This is a genomic window from Polynucleobacter sp. AP-Elch-400A-B2, from assembly GCF_018688355.1.
Classification (GTDB): domain Bacteria; phylum Pseudomonadota; class Gammaproteobacteria; order Burkholderiales; family Burkholderiaceae; genus Polynucleobacter.
In genome coordinates this window covers 1351309-1370334 of sequence record NZ_CP061317.1, presented here as the reverse complement: position 1 = coordinate 1370334, position 19026 = coordinate 1351309, and the positions used below count along the sequence as shown (strand labels likewise).

Annotated in this window: 20 protein-coding genes; 15 read left to right on the top strand and 5 right to left on the bottom strand. The window is 44.9% G+C overall.

The genetic code is table 11. The features are described from left to right. Window position 1: 1 nt before the first annotated feature. From FD977_RS07120 to FD977_RS07050, 15 genes are all read left to right on the top strand, one after another. Window positions 2-904 carry a polyprenyl synthetase family protein gene (locus FD977_RS07120; RefSeq protein WP_215304502.1) on the top strand — a complete coding sequence of 301 codons (903 nt, stop codon included), beginning with the start codon at window positions 2-4 and terminating at the stop codon, window positions 902-904. A 38-nt stretch (window positions 905-942) separates the two neighbouring features. After that, window positions 943-2067, top strand: a complete 1125-nt coding sequence (locus FD977_RS07115) for a methyltransferase (RefSeq protein ID WP_215304500.1) — start codon at window positions 943-945, stop codon at window positions 2065-2067. A 157-nt stretch (window positions 2068-2224) separates the two neighbouring features. Beyond that, window positions 2225-3172: a chlorophyll synthesis pathway protein BchC gene (gene bchC / locus FD977_RS07110; protein ID WP_215304498.1), complete on the top strand. Its 948-nt coding sequence runs from the start codon at window positions 2225-2227 to the stop codon at window positions 3170-3172. Further along, window positions 3169-4176, top strand: coding sequence for a chlorophyllide a reductase iron protein subunit X (locus FD977_RS07105; RefSeq protein WP_215304496.1), 1008 nt, complete (start codon window positions 3169-3171; stop codon window positions 4174-4176). Before bchC ends, FD977_RS07105 begins: the two co-directional genes overlap by 4 nt. Before the next feature lie 24 nt (window positions 4177-4200). Further along, a complete protein-coding gene (gene bchY / locus FD977_RS07100; protein ID WP_251369005.1) occupies window positions 4201-5739 on the top strand; it encodes a chlorophyllide a reductase subunit Y in 1539 nt (512 codons plus the stop codon). Next, on the top strand, window positions 5739-7196 hold the full coding sequence (gene bchZ, locus FD977_RS07095) for a chlorophyllide a reductase subunit Z (RefSeq protein WP_215304494.1): 1458 nt from the start codon (window positions 5739-5741) through the stop codon (window positions 7194-7196). Before bchY ends, bchZ begins: the two co-directional genes overlap by 1 nt. After that, window positions 7193-7342, top strand: a complete 150-nt coding sequence (locus FD977_RS07090; protein WP_215304492.1) for a hypothetical protein — start codon at window positions 7193-7195, stop codon at window positions 7340-7342. Before bchZ ends, FD977_RS07090 begins: the two co-directional genes overlap by 4 nt. Further along, entirely contained in the window at window positions 7339-7491 is a 153-nt protein-coding gene (gene pufB, locus FD977_RS07085) for a light-harvesting antenna LH1, beta subunit (RefSeq protein WP_112294336.1), read from the top strand. The genes FD977_RS07090 and pufB overlap by 4 nt, the downstream gene beginning before the upstream one ends. A gap of 27 nt (window positions 7492-7518) precedes the next feature. Further along, entirely contained in the window at window positions 7519-7743 is a 225-nt protein-coding gene (locus FD977_RS07080; protein WP_215304490.1) for a hypothetical protein, read from the top strand. 9 nt (window positions 7744-7752) lie between these two features. Further along, window positions 7753-7959 carry a light-harvesting antenna LH1, alpha subunit gene (pufA, locus tag FD977_RS07075; RefSeq protein WP_215304488.1) on the top strand — a complete coding sequence of 69 codons (207 nt, stop codon included), beginning with the start codon at window positions 7753-7755 and terminating at the stop codon, window positions 7957-7959. An 84-nt stretch (window positions 7960-8043) separates the two neighbouring features. Next, window positions 8044-8868, top strand: a complete 825-nt coding sequence (gene pufL, locus FD977_RS07070) for a photosynthetic reaction center subunit L (RefSeq protein WP_215304486.1) — start codon at window positions 8044-8046, stop codon at window positions 8866-8868. Between the two features lie 16 nt (window positions 8869-8884). Beyond that, window positions 8885-9898, top strand: a complete 1014-nt coding sequence (pufM, locus tag FD977_RS07065) for a photosynthetic reaction center subunit M (RefSeq protein WP_251369458.1) — start codon at window positions 8885-8887, stop codon at window positions 9896-9898. Then, window positions 9895-10962, top strand: coding sequence for a photosynthetic reaction center cytochrome PufC (gene pufC, locus FD977_RS07060; RefSeq protein WP_215304484.1), 1068 nt, complete (start codon window positions 9895-9897; stop codon window positions 10960-10962). The genes pufM and pufC overlap by 4 nt, the downstream gene beginning before the upstream one ends. Window positions 10963-11039: 77 nt before the next feature. Next, on the top strand, window positions 11040-12557 hold the full coding sequence (locus tag FD977_RS07055) for a phytoene desaturase (protein ID WP_215304482.1): 1518 nt from the start codon (window positions 11040-11042) through the stop codon (window positions 12555-12557). Then, entirely contained in the window at window positions 12554-13588 is a 1035-nt protein-coding gene (locus FD977_RS07050) for a phytoene/squalene synthase family protein (protein WP_215304480.1), read from the top strand. Before FD977_RS07055 ends, FD977_RS07050 begins: the two co-directional genes overlap by 4 nt. 13 nt (window positions 13589-13601) lie before the next feature. Here FD977_RS07050 and FD977_RS07045 read toward each other — a convergent pair whose 3' ends face one another. The 5 genes from FD977_RS07045 to FD977_RS07025 all read right to left on the bottom strand — a co-directional run bounded on the left by FD977_RS07045 (window position 13602) and on the right by FD977_RS07025 (window position 18922). Beyond that, window positions 13602-14315: a carotenoid 1,2-hydratase gene (locus FD977_RS07045; RefSeq protein WP_251369457.1), complete on the bottom strand. Its 714-nt coding sequence runs from the start codon at window positions 14313-14315 to the stop codon at window positions 13602-13604. Window positions 14316-14473: 158 nt separating this feature from the next. Continuing rightward, window positions 14474-16063 carry a 1-hydroxycarotenoid 3,4-desaturase CrtD gene (crtD, locus tag FD977_RS07040; RefSeq protein ID WP_305849423.1) on the bottom strand — a complete coding sequence of 530 codons (1590 nt, stop codon included), beginning with the start codon at window positions 16061-16063 and terminating at the stop codon, window positions 14474-14476. Beyond that, the gene (locus tag FD977_RS07035; protein ID WP_215304478.1) at window positions 16032-16718 is read right to left on the bottom strand and encodes a spheroidene monooxygenase; all 687 of its coding nucleotides are present in this window, start codon (window positions 16716-16718) and stop codon (window positions 16032-16034) included. Before FD977_RS07035 ends, crtD begins: the two co-directional genes overlap by 32 nt. A 10-nt stretch (window positions 16719-16728) precedes the next feature. Then, the gene (ppsR, locus tag FD977_RS07030) at window positions 16729-18144 is read right to left on the bottom strand and encodes a transcriptional regulator PpsR (RefSeq protein WP_215304476.1); all 1416 of its coding nucleotides are present in this window, start codon (window positions 18142-18144) and stop codon (window positions 16729-16731) included. A gap of 1 nt (window position 18145) precedes the next feature. Then, window positions 18146-18922, bottom strand: coding sequence for a B12-binding domain-containing protein (locus FD977_RS07025; RefSeq protein WP_215304474.1), 777 nt, complete (start codon window positions 18920-18922; stop codon window positions 18146-18148). Between the last annotated feature and the right edge of the window lie 104 nt (window positions 18923-19026).

Below are 19026 nucleotides of genomic sequence, written 5' to 3'. Positions count from 1 at the left end.
TATGAGCATACTAGATCGAATCAATCAAAGCCTTGAAGATGCAATGCATTTGTCCTGCTCTAAGCAGGGGCCTCAGCTATTGCAGGAGGCAATGCATTACTCGGTATTTCCTGGTGGAGCCAGAATTCGTCCTCAATTATGTTTAGCAGTGGCATCTGCTTGTGGGGATGATGATCCCGCTCTATCCAATGCAGCTGCTAGCGCAATTGAGTTATTGCATTGCGCGTCTCTGGTCCACGATGACTTACCTTGTTTTGATGATGCAGCATTGCGACGTGGCAGACCTTCGGTGCACGCGGCCTATGGTGAGCGTATTGCTGTTCTCGCGGGCGATGCCCTCATCGTTTTGGCTTTTCAGTGTCTAGCAAGCTCAGGTACTCGTTCAATATTCCGCTTAGCCCCATTGATGAACACAATTGCAATGAGCGTGGGATCTCCCCATGGAATTGTTGCCGGCCAGGCGTGGGAGTGTGAATCAAAAGTAGATTTGGGTGATTATCAGCGAGCCAAAACAGGGTCTCTATTTGAAGCGGCGACTGCGGCTGGTGCCCAAGCTGCGGGAGCAGATGCGGCAACTTGGAGACCTTTGGGGGAGTGGCTCGGCGAAGCCTATCAAGTAGCCGATGATATTCGTGACGTAGTTGCAGACCAGAGTGTTTTAGGAAAACCCTGTGGCCAGGACATTGCTCATAATCGCCCCAGCTCTGCAAAAGATTTAGGTTTAACGGGAGCAGTGCAACGTTTTGATGAATTAGTGCAAAAGGCAATTGCCTCAATACCCCATTGCAAAGGCGAAAAAATGTTGCGTGGCTTAGTGCGACAAGAGTCGGAGCGGCTAGTGCCATCAGATTGGTTTAAGGATAAAGAGAGAAAGATTCTAGTCCGCCAAACTAGTCATTCTTAAGCCACACCCTGTTTTTTCTCATTCATCAATTGCCATTCATGGAACGTTTCTTCGATTGGCGTAATCGTCTTATTGCCTCACCAAGCTTTCAGCGCTGGGCCACCTGTTTTCCACTCACTCGCTGGATAGTCCGAAAGCAAGCCTCCAGCATCTTTGATTTAATGGCGGGCTTTGTCTACACCCAAGTTCTGCTTGCTTGCACCCAAGTAAATCTTTTTGACATCTTGGCAAAGGGTGCTGTGAGCTTTAACGATCTTCAAAAACAAGTACCCTTAAAGCCAGCCGGCTTAAGGCGTTTACTAGATGCAGCAGTTGCCATCCAATTGCTGGTCAAACGTAGCGATGATCGTTATGCCCTTAGTATGAAAAGCGCTCCATTAGTCGGCAATGTTGCCATTCTGGATATGGTCAAACACCATGCTGATTTTTATCGCGACTTGTCTGATCCAATTGCTTTGTTACAGGGCGATAAAAGCTCTGTCGCTCTAAATGAATACTGGTCTTACATCACGCCTGAGCAGGGCGCTGCACCAGAAAATTTATCTGCCGAAACAGTTGCTGATTACTCTAGATTGATGGCACATACCCAATCACTCGTGACAGATGAGATTATCGATGCCTATCCAATGGGCAAACACCAAATGGTTCTCGATATCGGCGGTGGTCAGGGTGTTTTTATTAAAAGATTAGCCAGCCGCTACCCCCACCTTACTTTTAAATTATTTGATATTCCTGGCGTTGCAGAGCTCTCCAATGCTCACTTTGAGGAAATTGGCCTATCAAACAGGGCGCAGGCAATAGGCGGAAACTTTTTCCAAGATCCGCTACCCAAAGGTTGTGATCTGGCAACCCTAGTCCGAGTGATCTTCGATCATGATGACGTTCGAGTAAGGCAGTTGCTTGCCAATGTGTTTGATGCCCTCAATCCAGGCGGGACTTTATTGCTTGCAGAGCCCATGGCTGAGACCAAGGGATTTGAGGCGATGGGACATGCTTATTTCGGCTTTTATCTCCTAGCGATGGGCAGGGGAAGGCCTAGAACTGAGGCAGAAATCAGTAGTTTATTAAGTCAAGCGGGCTTTACGGGTATCAGGCTACTAAATTCTTATATGCCACTAAATGCGCAAATATTGCAGTGCAATAAACCTAGCAATATTAGCTAATAAAAGTGTGAAAAAGACCTATTCGGACAGGTTTTTTCAAATTAATTGAGTTAGTAGAGAAAACCCCTAGATGACAAGTGGGTAAATACAGGTTAAAAAGAAAGTGTAAATATTTTTATACACTTTTAATCTAAAAAATAAGAATCCTTAGCTAGAAATGACCAGTCAATATCAAACAAGAGCAATCGTTCTGGAAAGACCAGAAAGCGTTGCTCTTACCGATCTTGAATTAACCCCCATGACCCCCATTGATGTCTTGGTTGATATGGAGTGGAGCGGAATCAGTACGGGTACAGAAAAATTATTGTGGACTGGAAAAATGCCTAATTTTCCTGGCATGGGCTATCCATTGGTACCCGGTTACGAGTCTGTTGGCAGAGTAGTGAAAGCAGGTGCAGATTCCAATTTAAAGATCGGTCAAAGAGTATTTGTTCCTGGAGCCAAGTGCTACGGAGAGATCAAAGGCTTGTTTGGTGGTGCAGCTTCGCGGGTGGTCGTAGACAGTAATCGCGTGATTGCTATTCAAGATCATTTAGGTGAAGAAGCAATCCTTTTTGCTTTGGCTGCAACTGGCTACCACGTGACTTCTGGTTCCGGACAAGAGCAACCAGATTTGATTATTGGTCATGGCGTATTAGGCCGCTTGCTTGCACGGATTGCAGTTGCTAAGGGTAAGCGCCCAGTTGTTTGGGAGACCAACGCAGGGCGTCGCGAAGGTGCCGTGGGTTATGACGCAATAGATCCCAAAGATGACCAAGTTAAAAAATACAAAACGATTGTGGATGTCAGTGGTGATGCCCGCTTAGTTGATACGCTAATCAGCTGCCTTGCTCCTGGCGGCGAAATTGTTTTGGCAGGATTTTATGACACGATTTCCTTTTCATTCCCTCAGGCCTTTATGCGCGAAGCACGCATTCGCATTGCAGCGCAGTGGGCACCTGGAGATTTAGTGGCAATAAAAGATTTAGTCGAGTCCGGTAAATTAAGTTTGGACGGTTTGATTACGCATCGCTCCTCACCGAATGATGCAAATGCGGCCTATCACACGGCTTTCAACAATATTGATTGTTTAAAAATGGTTCTAGATTGGAGAAATCTGCAATGAGTTCATCAAGCATCCCAGCAACAGCAACAATTCAGTTTATGGACTTAAAAAAAGAGGCTGCTATTGAGCCTGATCCAGTTTCCACTGGTCCAGTGACTAAAGAAACCCAAATCATTGCTATTTATGGCAAGGGCGGTATTGGTAAGAGCTTTACCCTTGCCAACCTGTCATACATGATGGCTCAACAAGGCAAGAAAGTTTTATTGATTGGATGCGATCCCAAAAGTGACACGACTTCACTCTTGTTCGGCGGCAAAGCTTGCCCAACCATTATTGAAACTTCCTCTAAGAAAAAATTAGCTGGTGAGTCTGTTTCGATTGGCGATGTTTGCTTTATTCGTGATGGTGTATTTGCGATGGAGCTCGGCGGTCCAGAAGTAGGACGTGGCTGTGGTGGCCGCGGCATTATTCATGGCTTTGAAACATTGGAAAAATTAGGCTTCCACGATTGGGGCTTTGATTATGTATTGCTCGACTTCTTAGGAGATGTAGTCTGCGGCGGATTTGGTTTACCAATCGCCAGGGACATGTGCCAAAAAGTGATCGTGGTTGCTAGTAACGATTTGCAATCTCTTTATGTTGCAAACAATGTTTGCTCAGCCGTGGAGTACTTCCGCAAACTCGGCGGTAACGTTGGCGTAGCTGGCATGGTAATTAATAAAGATGACCTGACTGGCGAAGCCCAGGCTTTTGCTGAAAAGGCCGGCATTCCAGTTTTAGCGGCTATCCCTGCAAACGAAGATATTCGTCGTAAGAGTGCTAGCTATGAAATTATTGGTCAGCCTGGTACGCAGTGGGCTCCGCTATTCGAAGAGCTGGCTACCAATGTTTCAGAGGCTCCACCAGTGCGTCCTAAGCCATTAAGTCAAGATGATTTATTGGGACTGTTCTCTTCAGAAATTACTGGTCGGGATGTTGTCTTGAAACCCGCCACTGTGAAAGACATGATGGGTAAAGACGAAGTCATTAAGAAAACACTCGAAGTTATCTACGATCAAGCCTAAAGAGATAGAGAGCTATTCGCTGCTATGAATAAAACCATTATTCCCATTACCCCAGAGGAAAAGTTAAAGACTGATCCTACTTTAGGAGATGGCTTAGGTTGTCACTCCGGTGAAGCAGAGATGCTAGCTGCTGCTAAGGCAGCTGGTAAGTCTGAAACATTGCAGCAGTATGCAAAAGACTATCCAAAGGGGCCGCATGATCAACCACAAAGCATGTGCCCTGCATTTGGAGCATTGCGGGTAGGTTTGCGGATGCGTAGAACTGCCACGATTCTTTCTGGCTCCGCATGCTGCGTTTATGGCCTCACTTTTACGTCTCATTTTTATGGTGCACGCCGTAGTGTTGGATATGTGCCATTTAATTCAGAGACATTGGTCACTGGTAAGTTGTTTGAAGATATTCGTGATTCAGTCTATCAAGAAGCCGATCCAGAAAAGTATGACGCTATCGTCATTATTAATTTATGCGTACCAACAGCTAGTGGCGTGCCACTGCAATTGTTACCAAAAGAAATTAATGGTGTACGTATCATCGGCATTGATGTCCCAGGTTTTGGCGTGCCAACTCATGCTGAAGCGAAGGATGTACTAGCAGGCGCAATGCTCAATTACGCTCGCAATGAGGCTATGTCTGGTCCAGTCCAGGCACCACGAGCTGGTCGTTCAAGCAAACCAACGATTACTTTATTAGGTGAAATTTTCCCCGCTGATCCGGTTGGCATCGGTATGATGATTGAGCCGATGGGTTTAGCAGTCGGCGCGTCGGTACCCACTCGTGAATGGCGTGAAATGTATCAAGCGCTTGATTGTGTAACGGTTGCAGCATTGCATCCCTTTTACACCTCATGTATTCGTGAATTTCAAGCAGCGGGAAGATCTATTGTTGGATCCGCCCCGGTGGGTTACGAAGGAACCGCCCGTTGGTTAGAGGCCATCGGTAAATCAACCAACACCCCGCAAGATTTAATTGCTGCTGCACAAAATCGTATCCTCCCAGCAATTAAGGGCGTGCTTGCTGCTGCCCCAATTAAAGGACGCATTACCTTAAGTGGTTACGAAGGTTCGGAGCTCATCGTGGCACGTTTGCTGATTGAAAGTGGTGCTGATGTCCGTTACGTTGGCTCAGCATGCCCACGCACTCCTTGGAGCGATGAAGATCGCGAATGGTTAGAGGCAAAAGGCGTTCACGTTCAATTCCGCGCTTCTTTAGAGCAAGATTTAGCCGCAATGAAAGAGTTCAAGCCAGACTTGGCAATTGGTACAACGCCAGTGGTACAGGCTGCTAAGCAAGCTTCAATTCCATCGCTTTACTTTACGAATTTGATTTCAGCAAGACCGCTGATGGGTCCTGCAGGCGCTGGTTCACTAGCACAAGTGATCAATGCTGCAATTGGTAATCAAGCCCGCTTTGATGAGATGAAGGCATTCTTTGGTGATGTTGGGTCTGGCTATAAATCAGGCGTTTGGGAGAATGTTCCACAAGATCACCCAGAGTTCAAGGCCGAGGTTCGCCGCAAGCTAGAGAAGAAATTGAAGAAGCGCAAAGCTGAGGAGATGATGTAATGTTTGTCATCGATCATGATCGTGCTGGTGGATATTGGGGTGCAGTATATGTATTTACTGCTATCAAAGGCTTACAAGTGGTGATTGATGGGCCTGTTGGTTGTGAAAACTTACCAGTAACTTCTGTCCTACACTATACCGATGCACTACCTCCACATGAGTTGCCGATTGTAGTTACCGGTTTAGAGGAAGAGCAGTTAGGTCGTGAAGGTACTGAGGGCGCAATGAAACGTGCCCACGCCACTTTAGATCCTGATCTCCCAGCAGTAGTCGTAACTGGCTCTATTGCAGAAATGATTGGTGGTGGTGTTACTCCAGAGGGTATGAATATTGCCCGTTTCTTACCAAGAACGATTGATGAAGATCAATGGCAATGTGCTAACCGTGCTATGTATTGGTTATGGAGTGAATACGGTACTCGCAAGATTCCAGAACGTAAACCCAGAGCCGAAGGCGAAAAGCCCCGTGTCAATATTATTGGCCCATGCTATGGCACCTTTAATATGCCTAGCGACTTAGCAGAAATTCGCCGTTTAGCCGAAGGCATTGGTGCTGAAATTAATATGGTCTTTCCATTAGGATCTCACTTGGCTGAAGTGGAGAACTTAGTGAATGCAGATGTAAATATCTGTATGTATCGTGAATTTGGTCGTATGCTTTGCGAAGCTCTAGAGCGTCCATATTTGCAAGCACCTCTGGGTTTGCATAGCACTACTCAATTCTTGCGCAAACTTGGTGAGTTGCTTGGTTTAGATCCAGAGCCATTTATTGAGCGTGAAAAACACACCACCATTAAGCCAATCTGGGACTTATGGCGTTCAGTGACCCAAGATTTTTTCAGTACAGCCAGTTATGCAGTGGTTGCTAATGAAACTTATACCCGAGGTATTCGTCATTTCTTATCAGATGAGATGGGTCTGCCTTGTAGCTTTGCGGTTCCCAGGAAGCCTGGAGAGAAAACAAATAATCAAGAAGTCCGCAAGCTCACCAAAGAGAAGCCACCACTAGTGATGTTTGGCAGCTACAACGAAAGAATGTATCTGGCTGAAACTGGTAGTAAAGCTTCTTATATCCCCTCATCCTTTCCTGGTGCGATTATTCGCCGCCATACTGGCACACCATTTATGGGTTACGCCGGTGCGACGTACATTATTCAAGAATTTTGTAACGGATTGTTTGACGCGCTCTTTTATATCTTGCCATTAGGCACTGATATGGACAAGGTAGACGCATCACTAACCCGTACCTATCGCTCCAACGCTTTACCTTGGGATCAGGATGCTCAGAAATTAGTTGCTGATTTTATTAAAACCAGGCCAGTGCTGATTCAGATTTCTGCAGCCAAAGAGATGCGTGATCGTGTAGAGCAAGATGCAGAGAAGGCTGGTGAAGAAAGAATTACGGCTGCCAGAGTGAAGTCTTCTTGTAAAGAAATTATTGAAGAGGTCGAAGCATGATCGCTTCCTTAGTCAAAGTTAATTACAACAAATTAATTGATTTGTTGAAAACAGAATGTGGCAAGCCGTACGCTACAGCCCATGTCGCGCGGGTTAAGCGCGGTAACGGCCGCAAGGCTATTTTTGAAGGAGGTAATTGGTTATGAGCGATCACAGAACAGGTTCAATATCTGGCCTTACTGATGACGAAGCCAAGGAGTTTCACCAGTTGTATATCCAAGGTTTAGTTGGTTTTACTTCTATAGCTGTAGTAGCCCATATTTTGGTTTGGGCATGGCGTCCTTGGTTCCACTGAAACCGGAATAAATCTTAGGGGAATGATATGAAAATGAATCACGTTATGAGCAAAGAAAAAAATATGATTAGAGAAGACTCAATCACTTTTAATCTTATTTTTATTTTGTGTTTTTTAGTGTGTTTTGCTATTTCTTTATTCACCCAGATTTTGCCAACGAAGTGGAGTTCTTGGCTTCCTGGAGCTGAAGAAAAATCACTTATCGATGGTACGAGGTCGGCAGTTTATGGTTTTATGTCTTATTTAAATTAGGAGAAGATTATGTGGAGAATTTGGAAACTTTATGATCCCTTGCGATCAATGGTTGTTCAAGGTGTTTTCCTGTTTGGTCTTGCAGCGATGATTCACTTGATTTTGCTCAGTAGTGTTCGTTTCAACTGGTTGGATGGTTTAAGCCAAGCCCAGTTCAAGGCGATGGACGCAAAAACAGGTTCTGCAATGCCACCATCAGTTCCAGCAGCAAAGTAATTTGTATAAAAAATGGTGAATAGGGTTAGGTTAAATTATTTCTTAGCCCAACCCTATTTATCCATTCATTGGAGAGCATAAAAAATGGCCATGCTTAGTTTTGAAAGAAAGTATCGTGTTCGAGGCGGTACATTAGTCGGTGGGGACTTATTCGATTTTTGGGTGGGGCCGTTTTATGTAGGATTTTTTGGTGTCACTACCGTTTTCTTCGCTTTTTTAGGTACCGCACTAATCCTGTGGGGTGCTTCACAAGGTCCAACATGGAATCCTTGGCAGATCAATATTGCGCCACCAGATATTAGTTATGGATTAGGTTTTGCCCCCTTATTAAAAGGTGGTCTTTGGCAGCTAATTACGGTTTGTGCATTAGGCGCATTCCTTTCATGGGCCTTACGTGAAATTGAAATTTGCCGAAAACTGGGCATGGGACTTCATGTTCCTTTTGCCTATTTAATGGCGGTATTTGCTTATTTCACTCTGGTAGTTATTCGGCCTATATTGATGGGTGCATGGGGTCACGGATTCCCATACGGCATCTTGAGTCACTTAGATTGGGTTTCCAACACAGGTTATCAGTACCTACATTTCCATTACAACCCAGCTCACATGATTGCTGTGTCCTTATTCTTTGCAACTACATTTGCTTTGGTATTGCATGGTGGCTTGGTTTTGTCCTCTACTAATCCTCAAAAGGGCGAGTTTGTAAAAACCCCTGAGCATGAAGACACCTTCTTTAGAGATGCAATTGGCTATTCGATTGGTACTTTAGGAATCCATCGCCTTGGATTATTTTTAGCCTTAGCAGCAGTTTTCTGGAGCGCTGTATGTATTGTGATCAGCGGCCCATTCTGGTCTCGTGGTTGGCCGGAGTGGTGGGGTTGGTGGTTGAACTTACCAATTTGGCGTTAAGAGGAACATACTAATTATGGAATATCAAAACCTATTTACTCAAGTTCAAGTAGTTGCTCCGCCACATCATGGGGTTCATATAGATCCTCGAGATGAACGAGAGCGTTTTGGCGAGCCAGTCTTAATCCATTTATTTGGTCGTTTGGGTAATGCTCAGCTTGGGCCAATTTATCTCGGCGGTTTAGGTATCGCCTCTTTATTTTTTGGAATTATTGCAATCCAGATCATGGGTTGGAATATGTTAGCTTCGGTCAATTGGAACCCCATTGAATTTGTGCGCCAATTATTTTGGTTGTCTTTAGATCCACCTTTACCTAAACATGGCCTGTCTTTATTCATGCCGCTCAATGAGGGTGGTTGGTGGATGATGGCGGGCTTCTTCTTGACCGTCTCGATTCTTTTATGGTGGGCAAGAATGTATCGCCGCGCTGTTGCCTTGGGTATGGGTACCCATATCGCTTGGGGCTTCTTAGCAGCGATCTGGTTATATCTGGTATTAGGATTTATACGTCCTATCATGATGGGTAGCTGGAGTGAGGCGGTTCCCTTTGGAATCTTCTCGCACTTAGATTGGACTGCCGCTTTCTCATTACGTTACGGCAATTTGTTCTACAACCCATTCCACATGCTGTCGATTGTTTTCCTATATGGATCAGCACTTTTATTTGCAATGCATGGCGCAACCATTCTGGCAGTTAGCCGATTTGGTGGTGAACGTGAAATTGAGCAAATTGTAGATCGCGGTACAGCCTCAGAAAGAGCGGCTTTATTCTGGAGATGGACCATGGGCTTTAATGCAACCATGGAATCGATTCACCGTTGGGCTTGGTGGTTTGCAGTCCTAACACCATTAGTTGGTGGCATTGGTATTCTGCTAACTGGTACTGTAGTGGATAACTGGTATTTATGGGCAGTCAAACACAATGTTGCACCTTCTTATCCGGGTGTGTTTGGCGTTCCAATACCTGACCCTGCTACCTCTGGTTTTGTCCCTCCTGCTGCACCTACCAACATAGGAGTGAAGCCATGAAGCAATTAAGAAAATTTCTGATATTGCCGGCTCTATTGGCAAGTGTTCTATTGCTTTCAGGCTGTGAGAGGCCGCCAATAGAAGCTGTTCAGCATGGTTACCGTGGAACAGGCATGGATTTAATTTACAACCCGCGCACATTGGCTGAGCAGGCCGAGAAAAATACAGTCCCCGTGTCGTATGGACCAGCTCCAGCAGATGGACCTAAAGCAGGGGCTGTATATCAAAATGTGAAGGTGCTCAATAATTTGAGCGTTGCCCAATTTAGCGCGTTCATGGTTTCAATGACAAGTTGGGTTGCACCAGAGCAGGGGTGTACTTACTGTCATAACGCGGCAAACTTTGCAGATGACTCGCTGTATACAAAGCAAGTTGCGCGTAAGATGATTTTGATGACTCAACGAGTAAATACTCAGTGGCAAGACCACGTTGCTCAGACTGGTGTTACTTGTTATACATGTCATCGTGGCAAGAATATTCCTGAGCAAGTTTGGTTTAAAGAGCCGAAACAACAAACAGGCAATGGTCTTTTGGGTAATAAGGATGGGCAAAATACACCAGTGAGCGCATCAGCTTATTCATCTCTGCCGAATGATTATTTTGCTCAATACCTCACAAAATCAAGCAACATTCGCGTGCAGGGAGATACAGCATTACCAACTGGCAATAAACATAGCATCAATGAGACTGAATCGACTTATGGTCTGATGATGCATTTCTCAAAATCATTGGGAGTCAATTGCACCTACTGTCATAACACTCGTAACTTCTCATCTTGGGAAGAAAGCCCTCCACAAAGATCGAAGGCTTGGTATGCAATTCGGATGGCACAAGACATCAATAATAACTATATGGAGCCGATCCAGGGATTATTCCCTCCGCATCGTTTAGGTCCAACGGGTGATGTTGCGAAAGCCAATTGCGGTACTTGCCACCAAGGAGCTTACAAGCCTCTCTATGGTGTATCGATGTTGCCAGATTATCCTTTCTTAACTGGTCCAGCTAAGCCAGCCCTGAAGGCTAAGGATCCTGCTCCACCGGCAAAATCTGTCGCAATGAAGTAATCTATAGTTTGTTCTAACCAATAGCGTCATAGGAAGAATATGACGCTATTTTTTTATAGAAAAGTTGGTTTGAGGAAATGTTAAAAAAGGCTGACTTGAGAGCAGATGATGTCTCTACCGCCATTGTCATTGGCAGCGGCTTTGGTGGGTTGGCTGCTGCTATCCGCTTGTCTTGCAAAGGCTATAAGGTCATTGTTTTAGAAAAGCTGGACGCACCCGGTGGTAGGGCATATGTTCATCATCGTGATGGCTTTACCTTTGATGCCGGTCCTACTATTATTACGGCTCCATTCCTACTCGAAGAATTATGGGAATTGTGTGGCAAGAAAATGTCAGATGATGTTGATCTGCGCCCAATGGATCCTTTTTATCGGATCCGTTTTGATGACGGTACTCACTTTGATTACACGGGTGATCCCGCCAGAATGCGCGCCGAAGTTGCTAAGTTTGCACCAGAAGACTTACCGGGTTACGAGCGATTTTTGGCTGAGGCGGAAAAATGCTACAAGCTGGGATTTCAAGAGCTCAGTTCAACTGCATTTGACTCGATCGGCGATTTAATTCGTGCAATTCCATCGATGATTAAGATGCGGGCTTGGGAAAGTATCTACAAATTGGTTGCGCGTCATTTAAAGAATGACAAGATACGTCAAGTAATGAGTTTTCATCCGCTATTAATTGGCGGCAATCCTTTTTCAGTTACCGCAGTCTATGCACTGATCAATTCTTTAGAGCGCCGTCATGGGGTTCATTCCGCGATGGGTGGAACAGGCTCTTTAATTAAAGGCATGGCTGGCCTATTAGCTGGTAGAGGGGTGGAAATTCGCCTGAACTCTGAGGTAAAGCGTATTGAAGTGGTTGATGGTAAGACTCAGGGCGTCACGCTTGCTAATGGTGAATTTATTCCATCCGATATTGTGGTCTCAAATGCGGATGCTGCCTGGACATACCAAAAACTCATCGCGCCTGAGCATCGTAAAGTGTGGACCGACGCTAAGGTCAATAAGAGCAAATACTCGATGAGTCTTTTTGTTTGGTATTTCGGCACAGATAATCAGTATCCTGATGTTCCGCACCATATGATTTTATTGGGTAAGCGTTATAAAGAGCTATTGACGGATATCTTTAAGAGACATATTTTGGCAGATGACTTTAGTCTCTATTTACATAGACCAACTGCTACTGATCCATCCTTAGCGCCTGCTGGAGGTGATGCATTCTATGTATTGGCCCCAGTGCCGAATTTAGAAAGCGGCACAGACTGGGCTAAAGAAGCTGAGCCCTATCGTCAAGCAATTGCTAAGTACTTGGATGAAAGTGTTTTACCTGGATTTGAAAAGCACCTTAAAACATCATTTCTCATGACTCCTCAAGATTTTCAGGATCGTCTCTTGTCAGTCAAAGGTGCTGCCTTTGGTTTTGAGCCACTCTTACTTCAAAGCGCTTGGTTTAGACCGCACAATCGTAGTGAAGATATTCAGGGGCTTTATATGGTTGGTGCTGGCACTCACCCGGGTGCGGGTATCCCCGGTGTTTTATCTTCGGCAAAAGCATTAATGTCTGTAGTAGCTGAACCTAAAAAAGTGACTGTATGAGTCAAAACATTAAAGATCTTCAAGAGTGTGTCGCAACTATGCGAGATGGATCCAAGTCCTTCTTCGCCGCTTCCAGAGTTTTGCCTCAGAGAGTGAGGGATCCTGCAACTGCGCTCTATGCATTTTGTCGGATTACTGACGATGTTGCGGATGCAGTCGATGCAGAGCCTGATGCAATTCCTAAGTTGCGTGAACGTCTTGATCGAATCTATCAAGGAACGCCAGACGATATTGCTGCAGATCGAGCCTTATCCATTGTTGTTAAAGAATTTGATCTTCCTATTAGCTTACCCCTAGCCTTAATTGAGGGTTATGAATGGGATACCCAGTTCAGAACCTATAACTCCTTAGAGGACTTATTGGACTACTGCGCTAGAGTTGCCGGCACAGTTGGAGCGATGATGTGTGTCATCATGGATCGTCGGGAACCAGAGACCTTAGCAAGAGCTTGTGAGCTGGGTCTTGCAATGCAATTGACTAATATTGCGCGTGATGTGGGTGAAGACGCAGCTAACGGCCGTATTTATTTACCCTTGAATTGGCTTAGAGAGGCGGGATTAGACCCTCAAGTTTGGTTAAGCAAGCCGGAGTTTAATGAGCAAATCGCGAGCGTGATTGCTCGTCTCTTAAAGCATGCGGATGTTTTGTACTCACGTGCTGAGAGCGGAATTTCTGATCTACCATGGGATTGTCGACCAGCAATTCAGGCGGCTAGACTGATTTATGCAGAGATTGGTCGCCAGGTAGAAAAACTGAACTTGGATTCTATATCGACAAGGGCTTATGTGCCCTCCAAGAGAAAAGTGATTCTTTTAGCAGAAGCTTTTACAGCCATCTCTAAGATATTTTCTCGGAAGCTTGACGTAGATGCTGATAAAGCTATTCAGTATTTAGTGAATGCCGTCATTGAGGTGCCACATGAAAAGCGTTTTGATGGAACAGCCCATGATCGTTTATTGTGGTTCGTAGAGCTCATGGAGCGACAAGAGCGTCGCCGCAATCATCGTAAGAGTGGTAGGGCTCTACAGTAGCTATTGGAGAAAGTTACCAGGTCTTGCGGGGCATTCTCCAAGGCAGCATGAGCTGAGTTGTTGCCAAGGTTAACTTTGGAACACTTAAGGTTTCATGAAAGGAGAGCACTTTTTCTCCCAACAGTTCAGAATTTAAAACAGAGCGAGTATAAAAAGGCGTATTTTCTAAAACCTTTTGCACTCTCAAGGTCTCAGAGTTTTGATTGCGCATATGCCCTCGAATCCCCCATATCGTTTTTGGTAGAACCTGCCTTGGGGGAGGTTCAAAGTGGTCAATTGTTCCATTGGGGTTGAAAGTGAGTGCCAATAGATTTTCTTGAGCATTCTTTTCTCGCACATCATAGATCACCGAAGTTCTGCCACCACTCATCTCTGCACGTGACCAGTCCCATTCATGAAAAGCTTCGCTGATAGGCTCATCACCTTCATTAGAGTCTAAATAAGCATTGCCTTCCCATTGCAAATCTGGAGAATGTAAGTTCACCTTGACTCGCGCTGATGGGGCAAGAGGCCCCCATCGATGTTTGCCAGCAGCATCTAGTGGTGTACTAAAGTTAAATAAAGTATTGGGGTAGAGTTCAACGGTACCTGCAATCTTTTGCCCAAAAGGCACTGCACGCTCCCGTATCTGAACTGTTAACTTATTGCCATCCCAATGCAGGCTGCTTGGTCCAATGACGAAATCGGAGGAGTTTCGGGAGACTTGTTTTTCTCCTCGCTCAGTCATTGCCCAACGGTTTTTCCCTGGGCTATAAATAGCAACATTTAGGGAGCAGTGATTTTCGGGGTTAACTGAAGAATCATTTCTTCTTGCCCAGGCATAGTAGGGCGAGAAAACGCTACCAACAAATGCAATCAGTACTATGCCGTTCTTGCCATCATCACTTAGAGCATCGATGTACCACCAGAGATAAGCGTTCTGCCCGACAGCTTGATCAAACCGAGGTGATCCATCAGAGTTGCGGCCGCCATTCGTCCCGATAGTGCTGCCATTGGCACTCCCGGCCCTGGATGTACGCTGCCCCCCGCTAGATAAAGGCCTGGAATCGGGCTTTGCGCTGAAGCTCGCCCAAAAGTTTCCATCCAGCCATGATTGGCTTGGCCGTATAGAGCTCCCCCCGTTGCTGGAAAGAGTTGATTGAAAAGAGAGGGCGTTGTACGTTGGCATATTGCGCTATCCAAGTCGATATTAAGACCACACTGTTGTAGAAGATTAAAAGTTTCGCGTTCACATGCGTCGATTTCTTGCGTACTAAATTCTGACTGATCGCCCTTTGCTGGTGCATTGACTAGGCATAGCAGTCTTTGTGATTTCAAACTGGCTTGATATGTATCGCCTTGATCTTGTGCACATACGTAAACCGTTGGCTTTTTAGGAAGGCGTTGCTTTTGAAAAATATCATCAAACTCAGCACGATAGCCTTGATTAAAAAACACATTATGTCTGACCAAAGGAAAGCCATCTGTTTTCGTATTGATCGACCAGGTAACAGCAGAAAGCGACCTTTTGGTAGGGCTAGGCGGAGTCATTTTGGCATTTAATGATTGTTTGCTAGAGGGGTTGAGTAAACCTGTTTGAAGCGCAGCCAGGTCACCATTAAAAATGACTGCTTGGGCTTTAATACTGGTGCCATCAGCTAATCTCACCCCACTAGCACGACCTCGCTCTATTAAGATTTCTTCACAAGCTTGGCCAGTCACCAGTTTGACACCTTTATCTTGCGCTAACTTCTGAAGGGCTTTGACTAGGCTGTACATACCCCCCTCAATTGCCCATACCCCTTGCGCCTCAACATCGGCAATCAACATTAAGGTGGCGGGTGCTTGATAGGGCGACGAACCACAATAGGTTGCATATCGCCCAAACAATTGGTGCAATCTGGGGTCATGGAAGTAGTCACCGAGTGATTTCCATAAGCTATTAAATAAGCCAATCTCGTATAAGACCTTAGAGCCAGATATTCCGAGATCAGTAATCATGCCGCCAAAGCTGGGCTTTTCAGAAAGCATGTAAGGTTTTTCAAGTGCTCGATAGAGTTTGCGGCATTGCTTAGAAAATTGAACAAAGCGATCCGCTTCCGCCGCAGAAGAAAATTCCTTAATCGCTTCAGCTGATTGATCGGCATTAGCAAATAAATCCAGCCGCTCATCTTTGCTCCAGGCATGACGAGCCAGGACTTCTAACTTGGTAATCTTTAATTCAGATTCTAAGGTGGTACCTGCTTTTTGAAAGAGTGCATCAAAAACCCAGCGCATGGTGAAGACAGTAGGCCCAGAATCTATTGGTGCAGGAGAGGTGGGATCGCTAGAGCAATTTAATTGCCGAATCTTACCTCCCAATTGACCCTCTTTTTCAATCAGAATCACTTCAACTCCAGAGGATGCTAGATCCAGTGCGCAACTTAAGCCACCAATGCCGCCGCCGACAATAACGACTGGCAATTTAGACAAGGGTGCGACCTTTCCAGCTGCCATCTGCATCAAAAGGGATGTAGCGCGAAAACATAGATTCAGAAAAATAATGCCCACTTAAGGAGGCTCGAATCGCATTTTGATGAGCACCTTGTCGGGCATATTGATCCATTGCTATTTGGGAATCCCAAATAGTAAAAGTCGCCTGTCGAAAGAAAGGGGCTTCACCAACTCCAGCAGCAATAATGCAGCCAGATGAGTGTTGAAGCGAGACTTCTGCGGCAGGTTGCTTGCGCCAAAAGGGGATGCAATACTGCGGCTTAATAGATGCTCTGGTGATCGATACGATTGGACCGGAAGAGGGTGCTTCAGCTGTAATCTGTGGGGCAAAGCCTGACCACTGGCCCTTGATGGAGTATGCCTTCAGTTTGACTGAAAAAAAATCCTGAGCATGCGCTCTATACCAGCGAATTAATCTAGAGGATTGGTAAAACTGTTCTAGGCTGGCTATGTCTTGAAAAACGCAAAATAGTGCCTGATGGGTTCCGCTTGGATGAATGGAGAAGCCACCATTTTTTCCTGAACCCATATGTTTATAGAATTTAAGTCCCGGAGTCTTCCAGAGTCCTAGGCGGGCAAACATGAGTCTGAGAATGCCGCTAATTTTTGCTGATAATTGGATATCAACCAGAACCATTAAGGCAACTTGGCCGTTCATTACGGGCTTTCTAGTCAATCGCCTTAATATCGCTATCTACTAAGCCGTATTTTCGTAATTTAATGTATAGGCTTTGACGTGATAAGCCTAAGATTTCAGAGGCTGACACGCGATTGTCATTGCTTAAATCTAGAGCAGCTTTGATGCAAAGCTCTTCAATCAAGTCAGTTGTCTCGGTAAGGATATCTTTAAGGGGAACTTTTCCAACCAGCATGGATAGTTCTTCAGAGCTGCGCACCAGTTTTTTGTCTATGCGTTTTTCTTTATTTTCTCTCGAATCCATTTGACGGAAGATCATCCCAATACATGCGCGAGGATGAGCCACAGATACCGCTGAAATATCGACCAATTTAAAGCCACTACTATTGTTGCTAATAGAGGAGATGCAGGATTGCGCACTAGCTCTTCCCTTGAGGGATTGCATCATGCGATCAAAATCCGCCGTCTCTGAGCCTAGATAATTTTGTACAGAGGTGCCAATTAATTCTTGCTCACCCTTGGCATTACTTAATTTAATAAAGGCTTTATTGGCTTTTAGAATCTGACCTTCCGGAGTACAAACAACAAAACCGTAAGTATTATTTTCTATGGCCTTCACAGTTAAAGAGTCAGACTCCAGCATAAGGGCTGCTTGAGCGTGATCCAGTGGCTTGAGGTTCAGCAGTAAGTGGAGCTTCCCGCCATTGGTAAAAGAGCTTGCGCTAATTTGAATTTTTTTGCCACCAACAAAAGAAGTATCTAATTCTCTGGACTCCCCGATTTCGAGCATCTCTTGAAAAAAGCTGGTTACTTTACTGAGTTCATCGGCAGGTAGAAGGGATAGAAACGATCTTCCAATGCAATCTTTTTTGGCAACCAGCAGTTGCTTAATAGCATTGCTATTCATCTCGACTATTGGATACCCATCGCCTGCTTGAAGAATGATGATGGATTCAGATCCAATTTCAAAGATAGAGCGAAAACGCTCTTCTAGCTGATTGATTTGTAGAAAGTTTTGACTAATCTGTTTCTGAGCTATAACCAAATCTTGTTGTAGCTGAGCGATTTCTGCAAGATCTCTGCCAATAACAATGATCTTTTGATTCGATAGCGCCTTGATTGAGGCACACATTATGGGCAGCGACGTATCTTTCGCATTGCTAGAGAGATTAATTTGTCTAAATTTGGAAATATTGTCTTGATTGGCATCGTCCAGCAAGTACTGAACTTTTTTTCTGCTGTCAGGCTCAACCACCTCCAACCATTTTTTCCCAATGAGGTTATCTGGAATATGCTTGGCTAAGCTTTGTTTATGGGAGTAGATATCTTGAATTGATCCGGAGTCGTCTAATACAAAAGAGATGTCCGCGGATGCTTGCGCTAAATGGCTAAGCTCTTCACTGCTTAAGTTCTGAAAGAGATTATGTGGTTGCAGTGAAATGGTCATCTTAATTCAAGCGATTTCTTTGTGATAACAGGTCAGAAACTCGCTTAATAGCTTCTTCTGCCGTAAGGGCGCAAACATCTGCAGAGCAGGCGCTAACTAGCTCCGGTTTGAAGTCGAATAACGGGCCACCCACCATCGTCAATATCTCTTTATTTTTTGAGACTATTTTTATTTCTTTCAGCAACGATTCCATTGTATCCCACTGAGCCTCGGTTGAGACTGAAATGGCAACTAAATCACAGGCTTGCAAGCGAATACGGTCCTTTAACTCTTCGCTAGAAATTTCAATTTCAACCATTGCATTCCAGCCGGCTAGTTTGAAAAACTCTCCCAACATTAAGATGCCTAGGGTGTGCTGTGATCCCGGCACATTAACAAGAAGAGCATTTCCCTGAAACTCATTGAAATTGCTTTGATTTACAAAGATGGGGCTAAGCTGGTGAATCAGGTTCTGAGCACGCCCAAGGGCTAATGTAACCTCCGTAAAACTGTTTTCATCGTTCTCCCAAAGCTCTTGTAAGCGCCTAGTAGAAGCTGGGATGAGATTTACATAGAGGGAGATAAGAGAATGCCCCGATTTTTTCATGCGTTCTATAAAGGAGAAGCAGTCCTCTACTGGCCCATCTATTAATGTTTGGCAAAAGTCGACAATTTCAGACTGCTTCACCTCAATCTCAGTTTCATCGCCATTTAAACCATTGGCGGAAACTAATTTATGCCCCATGAGTAAGCGGGGGATGATTTCAGACTCGATGGTTTTATTGAGCCACAGCATCATTTCAGTATTATCTAATTCGCCTAAATTAGATTGAATTGTTTTTTTCAGCGATTCCGACAAGGCCCATCTCCCAAAGATGTAATTAGGAACACAAAATGTAGGGT

Excerpts from the sequence above, each read along its gene's own strand:
- FD977_RS07120 (WP_215304502.1), top strand. The coding sequence starts at position 2 with ATGAGCATACTAGATCGAATCAATCAAAGCCTTGAAGATGCAATGCAT.
- FD977_RS07115 (WP_215304500.1), top strand. The coding sequence starts at position 943 with ATGGAACGTTTCTTCGATTGGCGTAATCGTCTTATTGCCTCACCAAGC.
- bchC (WP_215304498.1), top strand. The coding sequence starts at position 2,225 with ATGACCAGTCAATATCAAACAAGAGCAATCGTTCTGGAAAGACCAGAA.
- FD977_RS07105 (WP_215304496.1), top strand. The coding sequence starts at position 3,169 with ATGAGTTCATCAAGCATCCCAGCAACAGCAACAATTCAGTTTATGGAC.
- bchY (WP_251369005.1), top strand. The coding sequence starts at position 4,201 with ATGAATAAAACCATTATTCCCATTACCCCAGAGGAAAAGTTAAAGACT.
- bchZ (WP_215304494.1), top strand. The coding sequence starts at position 5,739 with ATGTTTGTCATCGATCATGATCGTGCTGGTGGATATTGGGGTGCAGTA.
- FD977_RS07090 (WP_215304492.1), top strand. The coding sequence starts at position 7,193 with ATGATCGCTTCCTTAGTCAAAGTTAATTACAACAAATTAATTGATTTG.
- pufB (WP_112294336.1), top strand. The coding sequence starts at position 7,339 with ATGAGCGATCACAGAACAGGTTCAATATCTGGCCTTACTGATGACGAA.
- FD977_RS07080 (WP_215304490.1), top strand. The coding sequence starts at position 7,519 with ATGAAAATGAATCACGTTATGAGCAAAGAAAAAAATATGATTAGAGAA.
- pufA (WP_215304488.1), top strand. The coding sequence starts at position 7,753 with ATGTGGAGAATTTGGAAACTTTATGATCCCTTGCGATCAATGGTTGTT.
- pufL (WP_215304486.1), top strand. The coding sequence starts at position 8,044 with ATGGCCATGCTTAGTTTTGAAAGAAAGTATCGTGTTCGAGGCGGTACA.
- pufM (WP_251369458.1), top strand. The coding sequence starts at position 8,885 with ATGGAATATCAAAACCTATTTACTCAAGTTCAAGTAGTTGCTCCGCCA.
- pufC (WP_215304484.1), top strand. The coding sequence starts at position 9,895 with ATGAAGCAATTAAGAAAATTTCTGATATTGCCGGCTCTATTGGCAAGT.
- FD977_RS07055 (WP_215304482.1), top strand. The coding sequence starts at position 11,040 with ATGTTAAAAAAGGCTGACTTGAGAGCAGATGATGTCTCTACCGCCATT.
- FD977_RS07050 (WP_215304480.1), top strand. The coding sequence starts at position 12,554 with ATGAGTCAAAACATTAAAGATCTTCAAGAGTGTGTCGCAACTATGCGA.
- FD977_RS07045 (WP_251369457.1), bottom strand. The coding sequence starts at position 14,315 with ATGACTGAGCGAGGAGAAAAACAAGTCTCCCGAAACTCCTCCGATTTC.
- crtD (WP_305849423.1), bottom strand. The coding sequence starts at position 16,063 with ATGGCAGCTGGAAAGGTCGCACCCTTGTCTAAATTGCCAGTCGTTATT.
- FD977_RS07035 (WP_215304478.1), bottom strand. The coding sequence starts at position 16,718 with ATGAACGGCCAAGTTGCCTTAATGGTTCTGGTTGATATCCAATTATCA.
- ppsR (WP_215304476.1), bottom strand. The coding sequence starts at position 18,144 with ATGACCATTTCACTGCAACCACATAATCTCTTTCAGAACTTAAGCAGT.
- FD977_RS07025 (WP_215304474.1), bottom strand. The coding sequence starts at position 18,922 with ATGATGCTGTGGCTCAATAAAACCATCGAGTCTGAAATCATCCCCCGC.